24 protein-coding genes are annotated in these 24,445 nt (G+C 35.7%); 10 read left to right on the top strand and 14 right to left on the bottom strand.

What is annotated here, in order from left to right; all coding sequences use genetic code 11:
* Positions 1-45: 45 nt before the first annotated feature.
* Positions 46-900: a dimethylarginine dimethylaminohydrolase family protein gene (locus tag MHH37_RS18605; RefSeq protein ID WP_342574189.1), complete on the bottom strand. Its 855-nt coding sequence runs from the start codon at positions 898-900 to the stop codon at positions 46-48.
* A 172-nt stretch (positions 901-1,072) separates the two neighbouring features.
* Between MHH37_RS18605 and MHH37_RS18610 the strand changes: the two genes are divergently transcribed.
* A complete protein-coding gene (locus MHH37_RS18610) occupies positions 1,073-1,807 on the top strand; it encodes a YqcI/YcgG family protein (RefSeq protein ID WP_342574191.1) in 735 nt (244 codons plus the stop codon).
* Positions 1,808-1,867: 60 nt separating this feature from the next.
* On the opposite strand, the gene MHH37_RS18615 is transcribed toward MHH37_RS18610, so the two are convergent.
* The 3 genes from MHH37_RS18615 to MHH37_RS18625 all read right to left on the bottom strand — a co-directional run bounded on the left by MHH37_RS18615 (position 1,868) and on the right by MHH37_RS18625 (position 4,180).
* Entirely contained in the window at positions 1,868-2,149 is a 282-nt protein-coding gene (locus tag MHH37_RS18615) for a potassium transporter Kef (protein ID WP_342574192.1), read from the bottom strand.
* Between the two features lie 43 nt (positions 2,150-2,192).
* Positions 2,193-3,044: a DegV family protein gene (locus MHH37_RS18620; RefSeq protein WP_342574194.1), complete on the bottom strand. Its 852-nt coding sequence runs from the start codon at positions 3,042-3,044 to the stop codon at positions 2,193-2,195.
* Between the two features lie 230 nt (positions 3,045-3,274).
* Positions 3,275-4,180, bottom strand: a complete 906-nt coding sequence (locus MHH37_RS18625; RefSeq protein WP_342574196.1) for an NAD(P)/FAD-dependent oxidoreductase — start codon at positions 4,178-4,180, stop codon at positions 3,275-3,277.
* A 316-nt stretch (positions 4,181-4,496) separates the two neighbouring features.
* Here MHH37_RS18625 and MHH37_RS18630 point away from each other — a divergent pair, with 316 nt between their 5' ends.
* Entirely contained in the window at positions 4,497-6,542 is a 2,046-nt protein-coding gene (locus MHH37_RS18630; RefSeq protein WP_342574197.1) for a methyl-accepting chemotaxis protein, read from the top strand.
* A gap of 58 nt (positions 6,543-6,600) precedes the next feature.
* On the opposite strand, the gene MHH37_RS18635 is transcribed toward MHH37_RS18630, so the two are convergent.
* Positions 6,601-6,786 carry a hypothetical protein gene (locus tag MHH37_RS18635; protein ID WP_087617475.1) on the bottom strand — a complete coding sequence of 62 codons (186 nt, stop codon included), beginning with the start codon at positions 6,784-6,786 and terminating at the stop codon, positions 6,601-6,603.
* 54 nt (positions 6,787-6,840) lie between these two features.
* Positions 6,841-7,311, bottom strand: a complete 471-nt coding sequence (locus tag MHH37_RS18640) for an SRPBCC domain-containing protein (protein WP_342574198.1) — start codon at positions 7,309-7,311, stop codon at positions 6,841-6,843.
* 337 nt (positions 7,312-7,648) lie between these two features.
* Between MHH37_RS18640 and MHH37_RS18645 the strand changes: the two genes are divergently transcribed.
* Complete coding sequence (locus tag MHH37_RS18645; RefSeq protein WP_342574200.1) at positions 7,649-8,182, top strand: hypothetical protein; 534 nt, start codon at positions 7,649-7,651, stop codon at positions 8,180-8,182.
* Between the two features lie 419 nt (positions 8,183-8,601).
* Here the strand turns inward: MHH37_RS18645 and MHH37_RS18650 are convergent, their stop codons facing one another.
* Positions 8,602-8,964 carry a hypothetical protein gene (locus tag MHH37_RS18650; protein WP_342574202.1) on the bottom strand — a complete coding sequence of 121 codons (363 nt, stop codon included), beginning with the start codon at positions 8,962-8,964 and terminating at the stop codon, positions 8,602-8,604.
* Between the two features lie 328 nt (positions 8,965-9,292).
* Here MHH37_RS18650 and MHH37_RS18655 point away from each other — a divergent pair, with 328 nt between their 5' ends.
* The gene (locus MHH37_RS18655; protein WP_342574203.1) at positions 9,293-10,384 is read left to right on the top strand and encodes a CotH kinase family protein; all 1,092 of its coding nucleotides are present in this window, start codon (positions 9,293-9,295) and stop codon (positions 10,382-10,384) included.
* A 151-nt stretch (positions 10,385-10,535) separates the two neighbouring features.
* Here MHH37_RS18655 and MHH37_RS18660 read toward each other — a convergent pair whose 3' ends face one another.
* The 3 genes from MHH37_RS18660 to MHH37_RS18670 all read right to left on the bottom strand — a co-directional run bounded on the left by MHH37_RS18660 (position 10,536) and on the right by MHH37_RS18670 (position 14,462).
* The gene (locus tag MHH37_RS18660; RefSeq protein ID WP_087617532.1) at positions 10,536-11,357 is read right to left on the bottom strand and encodes a CsxC family protein; all 822 of its coding nucleotides are present in this window, start codon (positions 11,355-11,357) and stop codon (positions 10,536-10,538) included.
* A 273-nt stretch (positions 11,358-11,630) separates the two neighbouring features.
* Positions 11,631-13,301, bottom strand: a complete 1,671-nt coding sequence (locus MHH37_RS18665; RefSeq protein ID WP_342574205.1) for a hypothetical protein — start codon at positions 13,299-13,301, stop codon at positions 11,631-11,633.
* Positions 13,302-13,691: 390 nt separating this feature from the next.
* The gene (locus MHH37_RS18670) at positions 13,692-14,462 is read right to left on the bottom strand and encodes a CsxC family protein (RefSeq protein ID WP_342574207.1); all 771 of its coding nucleotides are present in this window, start codon (positions 14,460-14,462) and stop codon (positions 13,692-13,694) included.
* Between the two features lie 156 nt (positions 14,463-14,618).
* Here MHH37_RS18670 and MHH37_RS18675 point away from each other — a divergent pair, with 156 nt between their 5' ends.
* Positions 14,619-15,806 carry a ParM/StbA family protein gene (locus MHH37_RS18675; protein ID WP_342574209.1) on the top strand — a complete coding sequence of 396 codons (1,188 nt, stop codon included), beginning with the start codon at positions 14,619-14,621 and terminating at the stop codon, positions 15,804-15,806.
* Positions 15,807-15,817: 11 nt separating this feature from the next.
* Positions 15,818-16,183: a dehydrogenase gene (locus MHH37_RS18680; RefSeq protein ID WP_342574211.1), complete on the top strand. Its 366-nt coding sequence runs from the start codon at positions 15,818-15,820 to the stop codon at positions 16,181-16,183.
* A 57-nt stretch (positions 16,184-16,240) separates the two neighbouring features.
* On the opposite strand, the gene MHH37_RS18685 is transcribed toward MHH37_RS18680, so the two are convergent.
* Positions 16,241-16,804: a CotY/CotZ family spore coat protein gene (locus MHH37_RS18685; protein WP_342574213.1), complete on the bottom strand. Its 564-nt coding sequence runs from the start codon at positions 16,802-16,804 to the stop codon at positions 16,241-16,243.
* A gap of 197 nt (positions 16,805-17,001) precedes the next feature.
* Between MHH37_RS18685 and MHH37_RS18690 the strand changes: the two genes are divergently transcribed.
* The 3 genes from MHH37_RS18690 to MHH37_RS18700 all read left to right on the top strand — a co-directional run bounded on the left by MHH37_RS18690 (position 17,002) and on the right by MHH37_RS18700 (position 19,101).
* Complete coding sequence (locus MHH37_RS18690) at positions 17,002-17,631, top strand: nitroreductase family protein (RefSeq protein ID WP_342574215.1); 630 nt, start codon at positions 17,002-17,004, stop codon at positions 17,629-17,631.
* 125 nt (positions 17,632-17,756) lie between these two features.
* Complete coding sequence (locus MHH37_RS18695; RefSeq protein ID WP_014822630.1) at positions 17,757-18,185, top strand: MarR family transcriptional regulator; 429 nt, start codon at positions 17,757-17,759, stop codon at positions 18,183-18,185.
* A gap of 199 nt (positions 18,186-18,384) precedes the next feature.
* Entirely contained in the window at positions 18,385-19,101 is a 717-nt protein-coding gene (locus tag MHH37_RS18700) for a dihydropteridine reductase (RefSeq protein WP_342574217.1), read from the top strand.
* Between the two features lie 134 nt (positions 19,102-19,235).
* Here MHH37_RS18700 and MHH37_RS18705 read toward each other — a convergent pair whose 3' ends face one another.
* Positions 19,236-21,494, bottom strand: coding sequence for a S9 family peptidase (locus MHH37_RS18705; protein WP_342574218.1), 2,259 nt, complete (start codon positions 21,492-21,494; stop codon positions 19,236-19,238).
* Positions 21,495-21,848: 354 nt separating this feature from the next.
* Positions 21,849-22,208 carry a MerR family transcriptional regulator gene (locus MHH37_RS18710; protein WP_342574219.1) on the bottom strand — a complete coding sequence of 120 codons (360 nt, stop codon included), beginning with the start codon at positions 22,206-22,208 and terminating at the stop codon, positions 21,849-21,851.
* A 74-nt stretch (positions 22,209-22,282) separates the two neighbouring features.
* Here MHH37_RS18710 and MHH37_RS18715 point away from each other — a divergent pair, with 74 nt between their 5' ends.
* Positions 22,283-22,969, top strand: coding sequence for a type 1 glutamine amidotransferase domain-containing protein (locus MHH37_RS18715; protein WP_342574220.1), 687 nt, complete (start codon positions 22,283-22,285; stop codon positions 22,967-22,969).
* A gap of 110 nt (positions 22,970-23,079) precedes the next feature.
* Here the strand turns inward: MHH37_RS18715 and rlmD are convergent, their stop codons facing one another.
* Positions 23,080-24,444, bottom strand: coding sequence for a 23S rRNA (uracil(1939)-C(5))-methyltransferase RlmD (gene rlmD / locus MHH37_RS18720; RefSeq protein WP_014822625.1), 1,365 nt, complete (start codon positions 24,442-24,444; stop codon positions 23,080-23,082).
* Position 24,445 lies beyond the last annotated feature (1 nt).

Consider the following 24,445-nt stretch of genomic DNA (forward strand, 5'->3'; position numbering starts at 1 on the left):
TGCGAATAAGGTTATTCGCATCGATAATTGGAAGGCATCAAATTTTTATTGCCGTAAAATTGGCATCGAACAGCATCTGAATGAGCCGCCAGATTTAATAATTTCTGAGAAATCAACTTCCAGCACTTCATAACCATGCTGTTTCATTTGATAATTCACATCACGATTAACCGGCAAGCTCAGCACACGGTTTTGTCCAATAGAAAGCACATTCGTCCCCATTGAAAACTGCTCGCTTTCACTTACTTCGATCAAATGATACATACTCGATAAAAGATTGACTATTTTTGGTTCGAACGCTTCCGGAAAAATAAGAGCATCTTCTGATGAGAGAATATTGAATACACAGTCTAAATGTAAATATTTTGGGTTAAACGGTATCGGAATAATTTCATAATCGGGTAATTCTTTTTGTAAATTTTGAATTGCTTTTTTGCATGTACGATCACTAATTCCGACAAAGACCCTATTGCCATCAACAATCACATCGCCACCTTCAATGGAATGTAAAGAAAGGTTTTTATAAGAGATTTTATTGTTGTTCAGCCATTGAGCCAATACTTCCTCTTCACCTTGACGGATAGGATTGGCCATTTCAGAAACAAACAAATGGTTTCCAATTGTAAAACCAATATCTCTTGTAAACACTTGTTCCGGATGGTCTTTACTAGGCGGCAGTTTAATTATTTCTACACCGGCATTACGTAACGCTTGCTCAAAGTTTCGGTGCTGCTTAACGGCAAGTTCTTGATCAATATTGTCATCTTCATATTTTTTTTGAACATCATTTATCACTTCTTTAATTTCCATATATTTAGGCTCGCATAATACGACTTGTTTTAAAATTCCATATTCACTTTGACATTGTACGTTAGATTTATTTGAAACTGTTTTAACCATAAGTCATCCTCCAAATTTTTAATTCACCTTTATACCATTCCCTAATTTCTCGATTTCATAAACTATTTCCGATCATACTAGGTGAATGCTGTTGTTTCAGGAATTTTCCGTTGGGGTATGGACTAGCAATAAAAATTAAAATTAGGCGAAGAACATCAATGGAGGAGATTATATGATTACGAAAGGGCAGGCACTATTAACAAAAGAGGATTTTCACAATCGAACAGACTTGCCAAGTTGGCTGTATAGCGAATATGAAACTTTTCATAATACAGTAACGGATAAAACATTCCCATGCTTTTTTGGGATGAGCGGCGAACTAAAAGGCGAACTCCGTTATGCATATATTACACAGGACGACTGGAGTAATCTGCCTCAAGCAGTTGAAGGTTTTTTAGATTTGTTTAAACAGCCCAATTATAAAAGACACGGTCTCTTTGTTTTTGTGGAGCCTTTTGAACAAGAAGGTGCTCTAGATGATTACCGCAAACAGTTTTGGGATATCCTTCAGTACCTGCATACGGTCGATAAAGTAGAATGGCCGGAAAACAGGCCTCGTGATCCGGATCATTACTTGTGGGATTTTCATTTCGCTGGAGAGCCGATCTTTGTGTTTGGAAATGCTCCTGCATATAAGAAGCGCAAAACCCGCCATTTAGGAAATGCAATGGTACTTGGATTTCAGCCCCGTAAAATATTCCAAGGTTTAGAGGGTACTGAAAAAGGCGGGATTATGTCGAGGGAGAAAGTGCGGAAGCGTGTGGAAGTTTGGGATCAGCTTCCGAAGCATCCTGATATCGGACACTTCGGAGATCCGACACATAACGAATGGAAACAATCCTTTATCGGTGATGACATAGTGCCAATTCAAGGAAAATGCCCTTTCCAGCATAAATCATTACTATAAGTTTATAGTTCAAAACAAAAGAACGAATCCACTGGAAGATTCGTTCTTTTGATATTCGGACTAACCCTGTCTTTTTGAACGAAATAACATAATAAGCGCAAATAAAAACATAAAAATAGCGATAATCCATACTAAAAAAAATACTAATCCCAACCCGATATTCGCATCCTGATAATCCATTATCTTATTATCGATCAATGTCCACGTTAATAATACAAGCGCTGCAATACCGATGAAGCTGACAATCATTCTGGAAAGTCCTTTACTTATATAATAGCTGAAAATAAGTAAAGCGATTAAAAGAAAATAAGTTAGTGCTGATAACCATACAATTTTATCCATACTGTATCTACCCCTCAACAATCGAAACATTTACTACCGTATGCTAACGTTCTAATCCGGCAACCCCAAACCCGCCTGGACCAGCATGCGTAGATATTCCCGCTCCGGCTTGCATCCATTTCACATTTTCGAATCCTTTCCCTCTTGCAATTTCAACCATCCGATTTTTAATACTTTCATCAAGTCCAATAGAGTAAATCAAAAATAGCAGTTTTCTATCAATATTATATTCACTTAAAAAATCCCGCATAAACTTTTCTGCTACAATACACATCTTCCCTCGGTAGTTTCTTATTGAAACAAGTTTTCCATCCTTTAATTCAATACAAGGCTTTATTTTCAACAATGCTCCACCAAGATAAACTAGATTACTTACCCTTCCACCCGCTTTCAAAAAGTCGAGACTGCCTGGAAGAATCGCAAGCCTTGTTTTCGGAACAAAGGATTCTATTTTCTCTATTAAACGATTATGGTCAATGGAAGGTTCATGTTCAAGCAAAACGGCCGCATACATGACGATTACAGCTAATCCCCCTGTTATATTTAATGAATCAACAAGGAAAAGGTCGTCAAATTCTTTTGCAGCAATGACCGCACTTTGAAAAGTGACGGATGCTTTTGATGTACAACCAATGTGAATAATGAGACTATCCGGAAAATCCGATCTGATTTTTGAAAAAAAATCATGATACTCCTGTACATTAGTTGCTGCAGTAGATGGGATTTTCTTAGTGCGATTATAATATTCAAAAACTTCTTCTACAGATAGCTCTCCGTCCAAATAATCTTTTCCATCCATAATGATGTGCATGGGAGCTACTTGAATTTGATATTTTTCAACGAGTTCTTTCGGTAAATCTGCTCCACTGTCAGTTGATAAAATAATCTTTCTCATCGTATACACCTTCCACTTTACGCAGCCATTTCTGCGTACTTATTATTTTTATCTATAGTTATTACTGTAATATAAACTTACTTATAGATGAATTGAACCTCTACTATATTTATATGTAAGAGTTAGATTAGCAGTACCTGTTATGACATGCTCAATAGAAAAAAACGAATTCTTTTTCAAAAATTCGTTTTGTAATTTTAGTACTCATAATTTTTTGTTCTACTTCCAATTTAAAAACGTTCCTCAGTAAGATCAACATTTACAGAAACTGCCGCTTTATTTCCTCTGGCAGCCGAAATCATTAATGAAGACGGTCGGGCTGTTTCGGTTTCTCCCGCAATATAAACATTTTTTTCAGATGTTCTGCCAACACCATCTGTTATAACTTTTCCATTTTCATGTATTTCACATCCTAACATTTCCACTAGTTTATTAGGACGGTAATAGGTCGGCGCTACAAAACCATATGAACGCTTTACTGTTTCTCCTGACTCAAGTTCTATTTTTTCTAAATAGCCGTCATTACCAATTAAAGTTTTTATTCGATCCTCTATTATTTTGATCTTTCGTCTTTCTAACTGTGACGCCGCCTCTTTCGATAGTTTAAGGCCATTCGTTAGAACAACTAAATCTTTTGACCAGTTATAAATTAGTTTCGTTAAATGCATTACATGATCTTCTTTTTCCGCGATCACAACTAAAGGTTTATCCCGCTGTTCCCAACCATCGCAGTAAGGGCAGCTAAATAAACTTTTCCCATAATAGTTTCTTATGCTCGGTATGAAAAAAACCTCTTGAATTCCTGTAGCCAATATAATTTTTTCTGTCACATATTCCTGCTTGTTAGATGCTTTGACAGTAAATCTTTCATTATCTGTGTCCTTAATTATTTCAGTAACGGTTGCATTCACGTAGGATACCGATGGATAGTTATCCAATTCTTGCAATCCCATTTCTCTGAACTCCTGTGGATTGGTCCGATCCCGTGTAATAAATCCACGGGCCTCATCTGTCACGCGATTGCGATTCATTTTATCATCGAATAATACAATCTCTCTCCTAGCTCTACCTAAAACTAAACTCGCACTTAATCCTGCCGGTCCGCCGCCGATAATAATACAATCCAATACATCCACTTTTTTTCACCCACTTAATTTGTTTCTAATTTCATTAAATTCCCAGTATTTATATAGAAAAAACATCAATAATTCTTTATGCCCTATCTTGGATATTTTGAACCAAAAAACCAGAAGTATCCTTTAGTAAAAAATTTTTTATAAAACATTTAATGAATAGTGAAATAAATCAAAAAATTATAACTTTTAAATATATATTATAATTTACTGAAAAATCAATAGACAAAAGTCCTGTTATAATATATCCTTAATTCGTCTTCAAACCCCTCGTTTTGGGAATGAAAGTAAATACATAGGTAAAAGGTAGATGTAAAACATGAATATATTCAGTAATTTAACTATAAAAACTAAGTGGATGATGTTCATTTCACTCGCTGTTATTTTAGCAGTCGTCATCACAGTTATTTTTAGTCAGTGGACAGTACGAAATATTTTAACGGAAGAAAATGAGCAAACTTCTTCTAATAATGCAAAAAATGCTGTTGATCAAGTGTCATTAGGCTTAGAAAATTATGAAACAAATCTTCTGCAGTTCGGTCAGGTTATCGAAACGATTTTACAAAATGAACAAGTGGATTATTTACAAATCGATAAAATTACCAGAACATTGAAAGAGAATAATAAAAATTATTTATCCGTATATTACATGGACTTTAATACCGGAAAATTACATGTCACACCTCAAATCGATTATGAATGGGATGTACGTGATTCTCAAACATTCGCGAAATTGAACGCAAACCCCAACCTACAATGGATGGACGTCTATTTGGATACTGGCGTAAACAAGCTGATGACTTCTGTTATCGCCCCGGTATTTAAAAACGATGAACTTGTTGGTGCGGTCGGCTATGATATTGATTTCTCAACAATTGGTACAATTCGTGAAGGAATTGAAGCCAAATCATCTTCAAAATTAATGATTGTCGATCCAAATGGATTGATTATATCTTCATTTATTGAAGATGGGGACGGGAAAAATATTATTGCGGATAATTCCGGCAAGATTGAAGGGGTTACGGATTTATTAGATACTGCCAAATTAGAAGCAGAGTTTAAATGGCTCTCCGATGCCAAAAATGGAAGCAATAAAATTGAACAGTTTGAATGGAATGAAGTGAATTATACAGGTGAAGTTCAGGTAATCGAGAAAAATAATTGGCAAATTGTTTCTTTGGTAGATGCTGACAGTTATGCACAACAGTTAAAAGATTTTACAATTGCAGGTTGGATATCATTAGCAATCGGTTTAATAATAGGGTGTTTAATCGCCTATTTGATGGCACGTAAATTAGTAGGAATTTTTAATAACTTTAAAAAAGTATTCGAAAAAACAGCAAGTGGCGACTTTATTTCACGTTTTGAAACAAAATCAAATGATGAAATTGCAGACTTGGCAAATCACTACAACAAAATGCTTGATGAGGTCCGTAATTTAATTAATCAAGTAAATGAAAATTCAATAGAAATCCAACATTCTTCAAACAGTTTAGCGATTATTGCGAAGGAAAATGATCAAGCGTTAAATAATGTCTCAAACAGTATCGAAGAAATTGCTATAAATACAAGCACACAAGCAGAAAAAATGCATGATGGTTCTACAGCTATTCATGTATTGGCCGATGGTATAGAATCTATAGAAATAAAAACTCAGCAAATGGTAAAAGATGCAGACGAAGCATTGGTTGAAGTGCATACGAGTATTGATAAGGTTCAACAATTGGAAACATCCTATGCGAATTTAGAGCGAGCGTTCAATGAAGTAACGGTCGTAACTGGACAGTTAGATGGAAAAACGAAATCCATTTCAAAAGTAACGGATGTAATTGCTCAAATTACCGAACAAACAAATTTACTTGCACTTAATGCTTCAATTGAAGCTGCTCGAGCAGGTGAACATGGAAAAGGATTTGCGGTTGTAGCAGATGAAGTAAGAAGCTTAGCAGAAAGTTCAAAAGCAGCAACAACTAATATTCAGCAAATTATTTTAAGTATTTTAGAGGATACCGAACAACTCGTTCAAGTAATGGAGCAAACAAATGAGATTAGCGAAGATCAGAAGTCAGCCGTTAATACTGTAGATAATGCTATTAAACAGCTGTCCGATACATTGGAAAATATGAAAGTATCAATTTCAAACACGATGGAAAATGTATCAACAATGCAACAGCAAAAAAATGTCGTTGTATCTTCAATAGCAGTTGTTAATGAAATGACAACAGAAGTTACAGCAGAAACTCAAGAAATTGCAAGTTCAATCGAAGAACAAACGTCTGCTACTTCTGAAGTAACGATGCATGCTACTCATTTAAATAACCAGGTTGAAAAATTAACTGAGTCGGTTTCTAAATTTAAGCTATAAGAAATTAGAGAACCCCGATACCACAATTTAATGAGTATCGGGGCTTTTCTTATAAAACTTAACAATCCTTCTTATTCTGTTTTTGGTTTTTATTACGATTTTGGTTTTGGTTCTGATTTTGATTAAAGTTTACTTCCTGAGCAAATTCTTCTCTGTTTGCTCGCGGTCTGTTAGCATTTTGATTTTGGTTTTGCTGTTTTTTGTTATCCTGAGTTTTATTATTTTTATGTTTATTGTTACCCATTCCAACTCACCTCCACTAACAGTGTGTGTGGAAAGCAAATTTCTATCCCATTGTTTAACTAAAAGCTTTGCTGTAAATTTCACCCAATTCCGCTGCGTTATCTTGCCAATTTGTCGCTTCCCCATTAACGATTTGGCTGAATACATCAAGACATTGATGCCATCCTGCCGCGGTATTCACCGCCCATGAAGCATCATCGAAAGTATGAATAAATTTCATTTTACATCCTCGATTATCTTCTTCCAATGAAATATTTATCAAATCATCAACTTCACGGAAACTAAACAAATATGGCTTTTCCAGTTCTGTAATTGTTGCTGTATATGTTGTCCCTACACCATCATCAAAAGCAATCTGACCACCAAGTTTGACATCCATTTCCCCTGTTGCGAAAGGATACCACTGCATAAAGTGTTCAGGACTTGTCAAAATAGAGAAAACATCTTCCGGAATGACAGAAAAAAATCGTTCAAATTTTAAAATATAGCGGCCGTTTAATTCATGTAGTGTTCCATAATCTTTCATCGTATGATGCTCCTTCTCTTATATTATTTATACCCTTTATTGTACTAAATATTTATAGCCAAAAAATGAATCTAACATGAAATCCTCTCGAACACTTTCACAAACTTCGATACGTATGAGTATGCTAAGAAAAGAGCCCAATTTAATTTTACAATTGAATGAAAAGTAGAGAGGAATGGTATGAGTGTATCCTAATTATACAAATGGTTTTACCTATCCACTTAGTGCTTCCTACGCGCAACCCTTTTCCCAATATACTGCACCACTTCGGCATTTTTTAACTCGGCAACAGAGCAATCTTGATCAGCGTTGTATAAGTAAAACAGAGGCCGATTATATGGCAATGAATCGATTACTTTGGATGGAACATGTTAACTGGACGCGGATGACGATTATTAGCATCGTGTTCCAATTGCCTGATTTACCATTTGTACAAAAGCGCCTCCTGCAAAACGCAAATGACTTAGGCAATTGTCTGCGCCCATTTTATGGCGACCAAATTGCAGATTACTACGCTAAGCTTATTCAAGATCACCTAGTCATTGCTGCGGAACTTGTAACAGCAGCTATCAAAGGAGATACAAATACAGTGAATACTAAAGAAAAAGAATGGTATAAAAATGCGGATAATATTGTTTTATTTTTAAGCTATCTAAATCCATACTTATCCAAAGATGCACTGCAGGAAATGTTCTATAAGCATTTAGAGTTAACTAAAAAAGAAGCCGTGACAATGATTCAAAAAGACTATCAAACGGATATTGAAGTGTTTGATGAAATTGAAGCTGAGGCATTGGCTATGTCCGATGTGATCGCATCAGCAATTGTAATGCAATTTTTTTACCGATTTAAATGTCCGTTCAACTATTAAATAAAGTGGAAATGCTCGTTCAAAATTATGCAAGGTTCCAGGAAATAACTTTGCCAACGGTGATTACCTTGAACCTTGTCAATACATTTATTGCCATCACACTCAGACTGTAACGATTCAATTTTATCCTTTCAAGTATTGCAACCCAAGCAGGAAATCTTTATGTAGGAAATAACGTTACAGAAAATATTAAATATTCAAACATAAAATAAAATTAGGTACTTCTCGAACTTTGGTTAGCCTTTCATCCTGGATATCTAAATTGGGAGGATATATCAAGTTAACTAATATGAACTAGTTAACTTGATATTTAGTCGTAATCGATAGCCTATAGAATAACATTAAGTGACACATTCTTCAGATAGCGATAATAACCTGAAGTTTTCAATACAAGAAGTCATCATAGTAGGAGTTGCTGCTCATGCGCCGGCATTTTCGGGACGTTCGGCGTTTCCCGCACATGCTGCACCCGCATTTTCGCGACGTTCGGCGTTTCCCGCACGTGCTGCATCCGCATTTTCGGGACGTTCGGCGTTTCCCGCACATGCTGCACCCGCATTTTCGGGACGTTCGGCGTTTCCCGCACATGCTGCACCCGCATTTTCGGGACGTTCGGCGTTTCCCGCACGTGCTGCACCCGCATTTTCGGGACGTTCGGCGTTTCCCGCACATGCTGCACCCGCATTTTCGGGATGTTCGGCGTTTCCCGCAAGTGCTGCGCCCGCATTTTCGGGACGTTCGACGTTCCCCGCTCGTACACCGCTTATTTCGTGAAGTTCCATGTTCCCCGCTCGTGTGACGTTCATTACCAATAGGGTCTTGGTACATGAAGTGATTTAAACCTAAGTTATTCGCCATATTTACTGCATTCTGGATAAGTGACATATTCAAACCTCCTTTCATCTTTTTTAGGAAAGAAGGTGAATTCCTTTATCCGATATAACTTATATCTCTGCACTTTTCTTTCCCTAATTGTAATATATGAGTTTGACCTAAAGGTTTCAGAGTCAATCGCATAGGTTTAGAAAGTAAAATATAAACTCTATATCTTTTTGTCGAGCCTTATTTTTTTGGTTTATGTGAATTTAATTATGAAAGGAAAGAATTCGCGTGAATGACAGCAGAACAATACCTGAATATCAGCTTTTTATTCACCCTTTAGATTTAAGTGAACTTCGGAAAGACATCTGGTGTGACGACCCGATCTCTGCAAAGCTAACGGTTAACAAAAGAAAGTATGATATTGATATCGCCTATCGTGGCTCTCATATTCGGGACTTTCAAAAAAAGTCTTATCATATTACATTTAAAAAACCAAGTACGTATAGAAATGCCAAAGAAATTCATATCAACGCAGAATATAAAGATCCTTCTCTATTAAGAAATAAACTATCGCTCGATTTTTTTAATGAAATAGGTTGTTTATCACCAAAGTCTCAGTTTGTAAATATTAAATTGAATGGGAAAAATGAGGGGCTTTATTTAGAACTAGAATCAGTGGATGAGAATTTCCTTAAGGATCGACAACTACCACAAGGGCCAATATTCTATGCGGTTGATGGCGATGCTAATTTTTCTTTAATGAGTGATCTTGATAAAGATGTAAAAAAATCACTTAATGTTGGCTACGAATTAAAATATGGGGAAGCACAAGATGAATTATATTTGCAAAATATGATTATAAAAATTAATACCATTTCAAAAGCTAAATTTGAGAATGAAATTATGAAATATATCAATGTTGATCAATATCTCAGGTGGTTAGCTGGCGTTATTTTCACCCAAAATTTTGATGGTTTTGTTCATAATTATGCTTTATACCAGAATAGCGAAACCAGACTATACGAAATTATCCCGTGGGATTACGATGCAACATGGGGAAGAGATGTAAACGGAAAAGTGATGGAGGAAAATTATTTACGTATCGAAGGATTTAATACGCTTACCGCAAGAATTCTCGATGTAGAAAATTTTCGGCGACAATATAAAAATATGTTAAAAGGTATTATGAACAATCAATTTAATGTAGACTATTTGAAGCCGAAAATACAAGGAATGCATGATTTAATAAGACCATATGTTCAGAAAGATCCATACAAAAAAGATGAGATTGATTTATTTGATAAGGAACCAGAGTATATATTGAATTTTATTGAAGCACGGGCGAAATATATAAAAGGAAATTTACATTCGTTAGATTAAGTGGTTGCGTCATTTCGCAAAACCCTCTTTCCAATAAAATTTGTCAATATCCATACTTTTAATGGAAAAATAAAAACCACCCTATTTTAAATAGGGTGGCATCTTGAAAAGGTTTGTTCTCTAAATATCTACTGAACAAACCAGCTTACTTTTACTCTTCTGTTGTTGTAGTATCTTCAGCACCAGCTACAGTAGGAGGAGGAGTCAAAGCAAAAAGTAGAGGAACTTGTGCAGTTGCTCCTGCAGCTATTGTAACTTGTTGAATTTGTAATACTTTTAAAGTAAGGTCTAACACAATTTTTTCACGTAAAGTGTGGAAAGATCCATCATGGTATGTGGAGTTCGGTGAAAAATCAAGTTCATAGAAGTTGGCAGCAACTAATTCACCATATGGCTGCTCATTGTATTTCACAAGGTTTTGGAAGAAGTATTTATCCAAACGAGCGTCCATTTGAGTTTTTTCGTTAACGAAGTTAGCTTCTGCATTTTCAGAGATACCGATAATTGGGAAGTTGAAGAAATCCCCTGTTGCAGCATTTAATTCGGCAAATCCTGAAAACTTAACATTTGCAATACGGTCTTGAAGTGGTGCATTGTAATCTGCAGAAGCGTATTCAATATTTTTACGAATATGTCCTGATACAAATAATTTTGCTCTTCTTGCTGTGAAATAGTCAGTGCCAGGAATTCGTACGAATGGCGCTACTGGTACTAGTTTTACTTGATCTAAAAATACATGTTTTTTAACTCGTTTGATCTCAGTAGCTGGCGGATAAAGGGAAATATCTGACTCAACGACAATTTGAAGCGTTCTTTCTGCAATTACTACTGGAATTTTAAAAAAAGGAGTTAAAAGTGGAGATCCCACTAGAGTAACAGCTGAATCAGAAACAGGAATTTGCTGATGTGATTTTACCCCATGATCCTCCCCTGGTTTACAATTTTTAGCTTGCTTTCCATAGCCATCATTCATTGAGTGGCCATCATTCATTGGATAATTTTGATCCATTATCTAAAACCCTCTTTCTTTTTTGTTAGAGTCAAAGTTTCACTCTACATTCCTAACATATGAATAGATGATTTTATGTCATGGGCTAGTAAAATAGTCATATGAATCAATTTTGTAAAACATTTTTATGCAAATAAAGAAATGAATTTTCAATTTTCCATTCATTATTTAAAAATATATTTCCAGTATGGCAGAAAAGCATGTCCTTCTTATTCCAAAAAAAATGCTACTCTATGATTATTTCGAGTAGCAATCCAGTTCAATAAATTGGTCCTGCATCAAATGAATAGACAATTGCGCGACACCATTAACTTGCAGCTGTTTTTCCTTTGGATTTAATTCTTGATTCCATACAAAATGGACTTGCTTTAATTGACTTTGAATGGGTTCTGCAAACTTTTGATAAGCTTCATAGTGGTAATTGGAATCATGTTCCTGTTGAAATTGGAACATAAATTCTTTTTGATTACTAGCAGGAAGATCAGGTACGGATAGCCAGTGAATATTTTCTGTCTTTTTCCATGGAATAGTGATTTTCAATGAATGGATTTCATTTTCCAATTTTTTGTTACTAAATTCAATTTCTGCGATGAATTCCCCTTTTAGAAAAACTGTCTTTGAAGGTAATACAACTTTACAATCAAGCGATTGAACGGACCATTCAACTTTCAATATATTATCAAGCGGCATTAACAGATCAGTTGATTCAACAATATCTACATCTGTTTCTAATTCCGCCAGCAATACCGGCAGCTTGACAGTTGTTGTTTTTTTCTTTCCGATAAAATCGGTAATATGAGTGCTTTTCCGGTAAAGCTGCTCATCGTCTATTTTCTTAAAACACGCTATGTTATATGGGTTATTTTTGTTAATATTATCATCTTCACATTTTGTGTCATCAAAGTTTGTAAATGAACTATCTTGCTTTTCTTCCAGTAATTCATCGCTTTCTGAAAATACCGAGGAAAAATTTTTTTCCAAAATGTCAGTATTTTCATCCAACGCATCAATTTCTATTTCATTCGTGTTACTATCTTGCTTCTCTTCCTGCGACTCATCGCTTTCTGAAAGCATCGTTAAGAATTGTTCTACCATCTTGTTGGTATTCTCATCAAACCCATCATTATCTTCTTTGTTCAGGTTACCGTCTTGCTTTTCTTCTTCCAACTCATCGCTTTCTGAAAGCATCGTTAAGAATTTTTCTACCATCTTGTTGGTATTCTCATCAAACCCATCATTATCTTCTTTGTTCAGGTTACCGTCTTGCTTTTCTTCTTCCAACTCATCGCTTTCTGAAAGCATCGTTAAGAATTTTTCTGCCATCGTATCGGTACTTTTATCCAACGCATCATTATCTGCTTCATTCATGTTACTATCTTGCTCTTCTTCCTCCAACTCCTCGCTTTCGGAAAGCATCGTTAAGAATTTATTTACCATCATATCTGTACTTTCATCAATCGCATCATTATCTTCTGGATTCAGGTTACCGTAATGCTGTTCTTCTTCATCCAACTCTTCGTTTTCGGAAAGCATCGTTAAGAATTTATTATCTATCGTGTCAGTACTTTCATCCAACGCATCCATAACTGCTTCATTCGTGTTACTGTTTTGAATTTCTTTCTGCAATTCATCGACCTCTGAAAACATGGTGAAGAATTTATCTTCCATAATGCCGTGATCTTCATTAACATTTTTATTATCTGGATTATTGGTATATTCTTCACCTAAGTTATTTTCAGCTGTGGATGTATTTTCACTCGGAGTTGATAAGGAATTGTTAGCCTCAAGCATATGAGAGAATTCCTTAATTAAATTTGAAACTACTTCTTTCCTGCTCTTTTTCTCTATATGTGAGTTTTTGTCTGGAGCAATATTAAATGATAATTCTTCTGATGTATTTTCATTCAAAGGCTTTTCTATCGAATCAACCTTTGGTGGTGAAAACATAACTGGTTTTGAATCGTTTATTTTTCCAAATTGATTATTTATATAGAAGGAATGCTTTTTTGTATTGTCATAATCATTTTTTTTTCGACTTTGTTGATTTTCCTTCTGTTCGAATCCTCCCTGATTATCTATAGCAAAGTGAATTGGGTTGGTTGGATTTCTATAATAATCATAAACTTTACCTTGAAATGAGTCGGGGTCTACATATTGATTCCGGAAATTATTCATCGCTTTTGGAAGGAATGCTTATACGCACCCCTTCCTTTCCCCTCCTTACGAAAAGCTAAAGATTCCTTTTCACTCTAGTAAACATTCACCAGTCATATTTTAAAAATCTCTAGTATTAAATTCTTAACAATAGTCATCACAATCGTCATCACAATCGTCATTTGTTGTTGAAGATACACGAATTTGTTGATTTTGAAGTACTTTTAACGTAATATCAACAACCATTTTTTCTTCAAGTTGAGTAAAAACCCCTTCACCAATAGGGGCATCCTTTGACAAATGAGATCGATCGATCGCTTCATCCCACTCAATAATATTACTTGAAACTAACTCACAAAATGGTAATTCATTGTAATATTGAGTGGAATTTTGATGAAATTGAGAAAGATCGCTTGATAGAAATTCATCTTTTTCCGGAAAACCGCTTGGCAAAGATTCCGAAATTAAGAAATCAAACTCACTCCGTTTGTTAGTTGCAGGTTGAACAGGTTTTCTCAAGTAGTGTTTGATTTCCGTTACACAACTAAAAGGAACATCAACCGTCAGGGAATTTATGCTGGAAGAAATGGTTTTTATATTACAATCGGGTTCTGTCATTGGGCTCGCATATTGAATATTTTTTCGCACGAACCCTTTTATAAATAATTTATTCGTTGGCAGAAGCAATCTGCATTGTACTATTTTAATCTGTTTTTTCACATCTTTTATTTCCAAGACAGGCTTAGGAAATTTAATACATGCGTCTAAATTTACTTGTACCGTGAGTTCGGCTAACACTACCGGAACTTTTGTATATATTTTCCCAATACTTACATGGGGTTTATGAGGTTTATTATCACACTCATTTAAATTTGACGAGATTTTACATACATCACTTTTTTTATCTTCGAACATCTTGCCCCTCCTAAATATCAATTAGTGCATCATATGCGGGCTAAATGCCCATCCTCTGGGCGAATACCTATTGTTATATTTAGCATGAAATTAAAAAGTACAGGCACGTGTGGGCTATTGTTCTGCATACAATTAAAAATGAGAGGTGAGTGAAATATGGAAGGGAAAAACCTTCTTGCGGTAGATTGTGGGAATAGCTGGTATAAAGCTTTATCATCTGATGATGGATATTATCGGGATTATCAGATTCCAAATGCAATCTCTTTATACGATGAGGAGTTCCATGAAAAGCCTTATGATGAGGAAGATATCAAATTTGAAGAAAATCTGATTGTTGAACTCAAAAGTCATGCCATCATCGATAAAAGGGAAATATTCTATATAGGAAAGGCAGCCACTAAACAACGTGATGTAAGTTTAACCGGATTCAATAATCAAAAAGTCGAGGAAGATCGCACTTATATTCTCTTATTTGGTTTAGCTGCATTTCATGCGATATGCATAAATCCTGAGGAAACCGAAATAAACTATCACATTGATCAATTAGCGGTATCACTGCCAACTACTCAATATAAGGAAATGAAAGATAAGTTTAGACAACGGTTGTCAGGGGCCCATACCGTGATTTTTCATAAAGTACCAGGTGTTACAGAACCGAAAGAAATAACAGTTAAATTGTATGTAGAAGATGTCATTATCGGAGCGGAAGGTGCCTGTGCTTACCTTGGATTAACACGAGATCAAGAGACACTGGGAATCAAAGACGATGAGCTAGTTAGGGATTCACAGAAAGGGATTATTATTGGGGATTTAGGAGGGGATTCTGTTGATTTTGTCGGAATCAAGAATAATAAACCAGTTGCTTCTGTAGAAGGAGAAACATTTGGCATTAATCAATTCCTCGATAATATTATTCAAAAGGTGAGTAAAAATGAATTATATAAATTTGATTCTCGTGCAGAATTAGAGGAAAAATTGGCTGCCGGACAATCAGAATGGTATGTGGAGCCTTTTGCAGGTGTCAGAAAAGATATAAGTAAATATATTGTTCCACAATTAAAATCAATGGCCATCAAGTATTTGGAACATTTTGATCGGGTCAGAAGCAGTTCTAGCGAAATCAAGGGAGCTACACGGTATATTGCGGTCGGAGGTGCTGCCAAGCTAGCACAGAAGCAAATACAGGAAGTTGCTGTTCGATGGGCTGATAGAGGTCGTCCAATTCAATTGACATTCCCCGAAAATATGGAGAAATTAAACGTTCATGGTCTGATGATTCTAGCAAAAATGAAGCAAATTAAGGCTCAAACAGAAACTGAAAACCTCATCTCTGTGAGAAATTAAGGATGATGGATATGTCTAAATTATATACAGACTATTTCAATAAGACTGCACTAACAGTTCCATCACATTTTATCGATGTTAAAAGCGGAGAAACCGTGGGGGTTTCAATAGAAATCTTAAAACAAATCGAATACCATGCCGAAAATCAGACACTTAATCATTTATTATTATCAGCACTTACTGAATATTTTCATCCAGCTAAAAAAATCCAGCCAAATGAAGATATTTTAGTGGCATTGGTCGAAATCAAGCAATTGCTGCAGGGACATCAAGTAAATAATGTATATGCAAGCATTCCAACGAAAAAGGTCAAAACAAACTCAACTCTTTTAGATATACAGGAAGTCGATGATATTCTGGATGTTTTTGGAGGGTAAATTGTATAGGTGAACTTTAGGGGAGAGTTCACCTATTATTAAAACACTACCACGTTTCTATAGTCGTACAGCTGGTAAAGTAGTAACTGCACAGAAACAGGACAAGTCTACAGTAATGCAGATTCCTGTTTTCATTAAGTCGCTAACATATTGATGGTTAATTTGTTCACAAGGGCTCATGAACTTATTGCACCGATCTCTTTTTGGTTTAAACGTTAAAAGTTCCAATTCCGCACAATTGCCTTTTATTTCTCTGACCTTGAAAATAAAACTAGTAATGCATATGAATTTTTTATCCTTCATTCCTGCCGGACAAGCCGTTACGCCTTCACCTTTAAATGGTTCACACCCACAATACAGAATAACCGGAATTGTGTTTTTACTAAATTTTTTGTGTTCTTTCTCTTCTAATCGTTCTTCAAACGATTCATCGCATGAAGAACATTTCTTGTCATGATCATTCTCGGCTTTCCTTTGTGCTTTTAAAATTGCCTCAAGAATTTCTTCTACGCATGCGCCTTTATGTTTATCCTTATTGCAATTCCCCTTGCAATGACCTTCTTCTTTGTAACTTGTAAAATATTCTTGATTATAACTGCTCTCTTTTTCATTGTTATACATGTCTTTCACTCCCAATAAATAATATTTTCTTTTTATCATATGGGTAGATTTAGTGTTTTGCTTGAATACATCGCCTATCGACAGAGGAAATTTGAGTACCGCTCAGAGAATCTTTTCAAAACATATGACTTGTCAATTGTTGACTCATCAACTAAAATAAAATCCTACTCCAATTTCGATAAAGAAGGGTGAAAAAAATGTCACAACAAAAATCAGCTTTAGAAAAATTAATGGATGAACGTAAATCAGTTCGTAAATATGAACCTGGTGTTACGATTCCCCGTGAGACAATTCAACATATTTTACAGCAAGCAACATCAGCACCTTCATCAAGTAACTTACAGCCTTGGCGCTTCCTTGTTATTGACGATCAGGAGCAAAAGAAAGAGTTGCGCATCGCTGGATTTAATCAGGAACAAATTGAAACATCATCTGCAATAATTGCAGTCATTGGCGATATCGAAATGTATAAAAATGCTAAGCAAATTAATGATTTAAATGTTGAGTTAGGCTATATGCCACGTGAAATTGCAGATATGATGATTTCAAATTCTGAAGCATCGTACAGCAATTTTTCGGATGCTGAACGCAGTAATATTGCACATTTGGATTCAGGTTTAATTTCTATGCAAATCGTACTTTTAGCGAAGGACATGGGCTATGACACAGTAATAATGGGCGGCTTTGATAAAGCAGCATTCGCTAAAAGATATGAGTTGCCTGCCAATGAGGTTCCGATGATTTTAATCGCTATCGGAAAAGCTGCTATGCCAGCACGTAATTCATCTCGTTTACCATTCGACCAAGTTATTCGTTTTTCTAGCTAATGGACTTATAGGAGCCTTTGCCTGACATGTTCAATTAAAATTTTTTAGACTTTATCCGAATGAACGGAAATGCTACCATATAGGGATACTTGGAACGAAGAGCAATCAATGTAAGGAGGTATAGTATGGAAGTTTGTTTGGATGATAAAAAACAGATGATCATGATGTTAAAAAGATTAGACCGTCATGTAACACAAATATTTGAAAAAAGAACAGAAGTCAGTTTAACGAGATATGAAATATTAGTTTCTTTAATAAAAAAAGGAAGCGTTTCTCAAAAGGTTCTGCAACAATCTTTAGCTATCGATCAATCTGCAATTACGCGCCATTTAAAGCTGCTTGAAGAACAGCAATATGTGGAACGTCAACGCAATGCAAAGAACAACCGAGAAGTTCTTGTAACGATTACCGATAAAGGACGAGCATTACTTGAAGGTTGCACAATGTTTAAAGATCAATTTCTGAATGACCTTTATGAAGATTTTTCAGATAGCGAATTACAGCAGCTTAAACAGTTTCTTACGCGTTTAAATCATAATGTAGAGAAGCTTTAATCGTTGCATAATAATAAAGTAAGAAGAACGATTTTCTATATCAGTAAATCGTTCTTCTTTTTTTGCTCTCATAACCCTTTTTACTACTGGCGTTTCCAATAAATTAATGTAATTACGGATAGTTTTAAATGAGAATGTTTATCATCTGTGATATACTATAACTATAAAGAAAATTAGCATTACTTAAGGAGAATGTTTTATGCAAATATATTGGACGAAAATAAACAAAATTATTGATGAAACACCAGAAGTTAAAACGTTTTTGCTCGACCTTCCCGAAGACTTCACATGGGAAGAAGGCGCCCACACCCACCTTGCATTAGAAGGTTTCAATGCTGGTGATCAGCCAAATAAAAGCTTAGTTCGTCATATGTCAATCTCCACATTACCAAATGAGCAGACTGTCGGGATAACAACCCGTATTAAAGAACTGTGCTCTGAATTTAAATCGATTTTAAGAAATCTCGAAGTCGGCGATAAAGTTGCACTCTTTAAAATCCATTCCAATGTACCGCTGAAAAGACAAAATAGAAATATTTACTTATTGTCTTCCGGTGTAGGTCTTGCAACGTTTAGACCGCTTGTACTTACTTATTTTGAACGTCCTGACAACATTAATCGCATTCATTCGCTTACTATCGATTCAACAAAAGACTACTTATTTACCGATATTTTCGAATCTGCACCTGATAAAAACTTCACATCACAGTACGTCGATAATCGTAAAGATTACTATGAAGAAGTGAAAAAACTTGCTGCTGATCGAGACGGTCTGTTTTATGTTGTCGGCAGCGACGAGTTTATTATGCAAAACATTGATACGTTACGTGAACAAGGTATCAAACCAGAACAAATTGTCCTTGATAAACGCGAACGACAATTACCTAACTTTTTCCCGGCGGAATCTACAATTTAAATGATTATATGAAACGGGGCTATCCGAAAGAGTCGTTCTACTCTTAGGATAGCCCCGCTTTTTTATCTTTATATTAAACTAACTCCAACCAAGCGACCGCTACAACATGTGGCGGGTGTGAAGTGAGCAATAGTTTACTTTAAATATTCCGCAAAGAAGTCTACCAATGCACTATAAAATTCAATTCGGTTTTCTTCATTTGCAAAGCCGTGACCTTCATTGTCTTTTACCATATACTCAACTTCCACACCTCTATTTTTAAGTGCCTGTACGATTTGGTCTGATTCTTGTTTATTCACACGCGGATCATTCGCCCCTTGTGCTACAAATAAAGGTGTTTTAATTTTATCGACATGGAATACCGGTGAAGCAGCTTTTAACAGTTCTTTATCCTTTTCAGGGTGGCCTACACGCTCATAGAACATATTTCGTTGTGTTTCCCAATATGGAGGGATTGTTTCCAATAATGTAAAGATGTTCGAAACCCCTACATAATCAACTGCTGCAGCATATAAGTCTGGTGTGAATGTTATACCGGCCAATGTTGCATATCCCCCAAAGGAAGCACCGTAAATACCGATCTTTTCTGCATCAGCGATACCCAAATCAATTGCCCATTGTACTCCATCTGTAATATCATCTTGAATTTTTAATCCCCATTGTTTGTTGCCCGCTTCAAGGAACTCTTTACCATAACCTGTGGATGATCTAAAGTTCGCTTGAAGAACTGCATATCCTTGATTTGCTAATAACTGTACTTCATTATTAAAGCCCCACATATCCCGAGCCCATGGACCACCATGCGGAATGACAACTAACGGTAAATCTTCAGCTATTTTATTTTTTGGTAATGTTAAATAACCATGAATTATTAGACCGTCTCTCGCTTCATAGGAAATAGAATGCATCTCCGCCAAATTACCAGCATCCAACCATGAGCCTAACTCTGCTAATAATGTCATTGTTTCTGTTTCAGCATCATAATAATAATACTTTCCATAAACAGTATCGCTTGAAACACTTACGATAAATTTCGTCATTTCCTTATTGTAATCGTTAATCCCAAATTCACTTGCACTTACACCAAGTTGGTCTTTCATTTTATTGAAAAGATTTTCAAACTCGCTATCAAAGAAATTATAGTGAACTTTATCTGTGATATACGCAGCGTAAAGAAGTTGATCTTTTGTTGAGCTGTAAAGAGCCCCTGAAATATCTACGAGTGGATTTGAGAAAACTACTTCTTCTTTGCCCTCTAAATCATATTTTACTAGTGCCGCTTTATCTCGACCCTTATCAGATACGGCATAAATAAATTGATTGTCTCTAGAAAATCCTAGTGGTGAAACTGTTTCACCAGCATCAATTGAGATAAAGGGTTGGAACTCATCTTCTTCTGTTTCACGATATAAAACAGCACCTACTACACCGTCAGATGCTACAGCCATTCGAATTTGTCCATTGCTATCGGGAATCCAGCTTAAAATATTCCCAGGATTTTTTGCTACTAACTTCGTTGCACCCGTCTTTACGTTTAATTTATAAACATCAAATACCGTTGCATCTTCTTTGTTCATCATGATTAAAATTTCATCTTCAACATCTTTCAAATAATCGATAGGAAGTACGACAACATTCGGGTACGGCGTTAAATCTTTTTCTTCTGCACCGTTAAATGAAGATGAGTAAATATGATAATTTTCATCTCCCCCATTATCCTTCAAATAATACATATTATTATCTTTCCAGAAAAGCCCCGCGATATCTCGATCAGTTGTACTTGTTACTCGCACAGGCTCGCTCTCATCATCCATATTCTTTATAAAAACATTTAACCTGCTTTGCCATTCTGCAGCGTAAGCAATATATTCGCCATCTGGAGATAATTGATAACCTAAACTACCAGGATTTCGCATAAAATCTTCGACAGATATTTCCTGTACCCCTGTGTTATCAATATCTTTGTTTTGATAGTCTTTTACATTACTAAACATTTTGTAAACCTTTGCTTTTGTAATCAGCTGTAAATCGGAAACACCTTTAAAAAATCCTAGCTTTTCAGCTGTTTTTCTATAATCATCGAGCGTTTCCTCATTTGTTTCTGCACCAAGGGCTTTTACTAAAATAAGTGCAGCCTGTTTTTCAGTAATATAGTTGCTTGTATTTTCGAACTCATAATCACCAAGCCAATTTTCAATGACTTCTGTTCTCATATAGTCCGAAGCATGCTGAAAAGTTAAAGCTGTGACAGCTTCTTCAAGAAAATCTTCAATAGTTACATTTGATTCTTGACTGGCAGCTAACCCAGTTGTTGAATCGTTTGCAAAAGCAGAAAACGGTAACGAGACTAATAATGATATCGTTAACAAAACTGATAAAAAGCTTTTTTTCACAATATTCCCTCCTTTATAATTACAAATTTAATAATAGCGCACAAAAGTTAAATTAATAACATATATTACAAATTATTCATTATTTTTACATATATATAAAATTAAATTCCATTAATATGCATATTTATGAAACTCATTTATAGAACAAACGTATATATTAATTTACTCAAGTTAAGTGAAATAACCGGAGCATTCAAATATTTTCAAGAAGGTCACGCTCAAGGCAGCTTCTTTTCATCCCCATTTGTTATTATGCTTCCTGTAAATTAATGATATTGACAAGTTATATTTTCATTTTAAAACAACAAAAAAACCGAATGATGTAGTAGAATCACTCAGCTTAATCTTTTAACGTTATTTTAAATCTGTATCTGATAATGTAGGAATTATTTTCTGATCAATTTCACTAATAAAAGAATTTAAAATGTCAATTTGCTCTTCTAGTTTTTTCTTATGCTGAATTAATATAGCTTGTGTATTAATCTCTTCCTGCTCTAAATTCAGCGTTGATATATTTTCTCTTATATCCTCAATTGACATGCCTAGACTTCGAAAACATTTAATTAATTTTAAAAGTTCAATGTCTTGTTCATCAAATATTCGATGCTTTTGTTCATTTCTTTTTATTGGTGGAATTAAATCTATTTTTTCATAGTATCGAATTGAACTTGCAGGTATTTCAATTAAGAGGCTCGCTTGTTGAATTGTATACACGAGGTGTCCTCCTTGACTTAAAGTATGGTTTAACCTATAAGCTTGATAGTATCAAACTTAAAGGAGATTGTATAATGAAAAAGATATTATTAGTAGTAACGAATACCTCTAAGTATCCCAATTTAGATCGTGCAACAGGATTATGGTTAGGAGAAGCTGTTCACTTTGCAGCTGAAATAGAAAAAGCAGGGTATGAAATTGATTATGTGAGCCCTAAAGGTGGCCATACACCACTTGACCCACATAGTTTACAAGCTGATCAAATGACAGAATTAGATTGGCAATATTACGCAAATGCTGAATTCTTAAATAAACTAAGCACTACTTTGCCGGCTGACTCTATTAACCCAAATGATTATGATGCTATCTATTATGCAGGTGGTCATGGAGTTATGTGGGATTTCCCAGAAGACGAATACCTGCAAAACATTGCAAGCACTATTCACGCTAACGGTGGCGTTGTTTCTGCTGTTTGTCATGGAGTTGTAGGATTATTAAATATTAAAAATGGTGATGGTGAATATTTAATTAAAAATACTAAAGTGACCGGTTTTACTAACACAGAAGAAATGGCTGTTGGACTAGATAAAGTCGTTCCATTTTTAACTGAAGATGAACTTGTTCGTAAAGGTGCTAATTACGTAAAAGATGCTGATTGGTCAGTATTCACTGTAACTGATAATCGGATTGTTACAGGACAAAATCCTGCATCAGGTGGCGCAGTTGCCAAAGATGTAATTAAATTATTAAAATCACTTTAATACAAAATTAACTCAAAAAATTGATGCGTAAAAGCATTTTTAACCTCAAAAAAGCTGTGCTAAAATCCCCATACAATGTGGATTTTTGACACAGCTTTTTTATTGTACTTCTATACTAACTCCAACCAAGCAACCGCTTCACAGTGTGTCGTGTGCGGGAACATATCGACCGGCTGTACTTCCTGCGTTTTATATCCGCCGTCTTCTAAAATACGGAGGTCGCGCGCAAGGGTTGCGGGATTGCACGATACGTAAACTACACGCTTCGGTTTTTGCTCGATGATTGTACTCAATAACGCTTCATCACAGCCTTTACGCGGCGGATCGACTACTAATACATCTGCTTCCTTACCTTCTTTGTACCAGCGGGGAATGACTTCCTCTGCCGGGCCAGCTTCGAAATATGTGTTTGTAAAACCGTTTAATGCGGCATTGCGTTTTGCGTCTTCGATTGCCTGCTCGACTATTTCAACACCCATTACATGACCCGCTTTTTGGGCTAAAAACAGTGAAATGGATCCGATACCGCAGTAGGCATCGATTACGCGTTCATTGCCTGTCAATTGTGCATAGTCCAGCGCCTGTTTATAAAGCACTTCTGTTTGAACCGGGTTGACTTGATAAAACGAGCGTGCCGAAATTTCAAAACGGACATTGCCGATTGTATCTTCAATTGTATCCTTGCCCCAAAGTGTGAATGTGTCATTGCCGAATATAACGTTTGTTTTCTCGCCGTTTACATTTTGGACAATGGACGTGACATTCGGGATAAGCGCTCGGATTTTTTCGATTACCGCGCTCGCCTGCGGGAATTTCTTAGATTTTGTAACGAGTACGACCATTACTTCGCCTGTTGCGCGACCTTTACGAACGACAACATGACGCAGCATGCCTTGATGGGATTTTTCATCATACGGACGCAAACCTAAAATTTCCAACTCACGTTTCAAGTCTGCCATGACAACATCGGCTTCTCCTGTTTGAATTAAACAACGTTCCATATCAACAATTGAGTGTGACTTCGTTTTATAGAAGCCTGCCACCATCTGACCTGATTCGTTTTGCGCAAAAGGTATTTGTGATTTGTTGCGGTAATGCCAAGGCTCTTCCATCCCTTTTACCGGATGGACAGGTGCGTCGATTTTACCAAGACGCTTCATCACATTTGCGACCATATTTTGTTTCCATTTTAATTGTCCCTCATACGAAAGATGCTGTAATTGACATCCCCCACATTGCGAAAAATAGACACATGGCGCTTCTACACGATCAGGCGACTTTTCCAGTATATTCACTACTTTTGCAAACCCATAATTCTTTAATGTTTTCATTACATGAATCTCGGCAGTTTCTCCAGGAAGTGCCCCTTGTATGAATAATGGATAGCCATCGATTTTCGCGACGCCATTGCCATCATGTGTTAAATCTTCTATATAAACTGTTTGACGATCATTTTTTTTAATAGGTGCAGACATG

Origin of the sequence: Solibacillus sp. FSL K6-1781 (genome assembly GCF_038630735.1) — a bacterium.
GTDB classification, from domain to species: Bacteria; Bacillota; Bacilli; order Bacillales_A; family Planococcaceae; genus Solibacillus; species Solibacillus silvestris.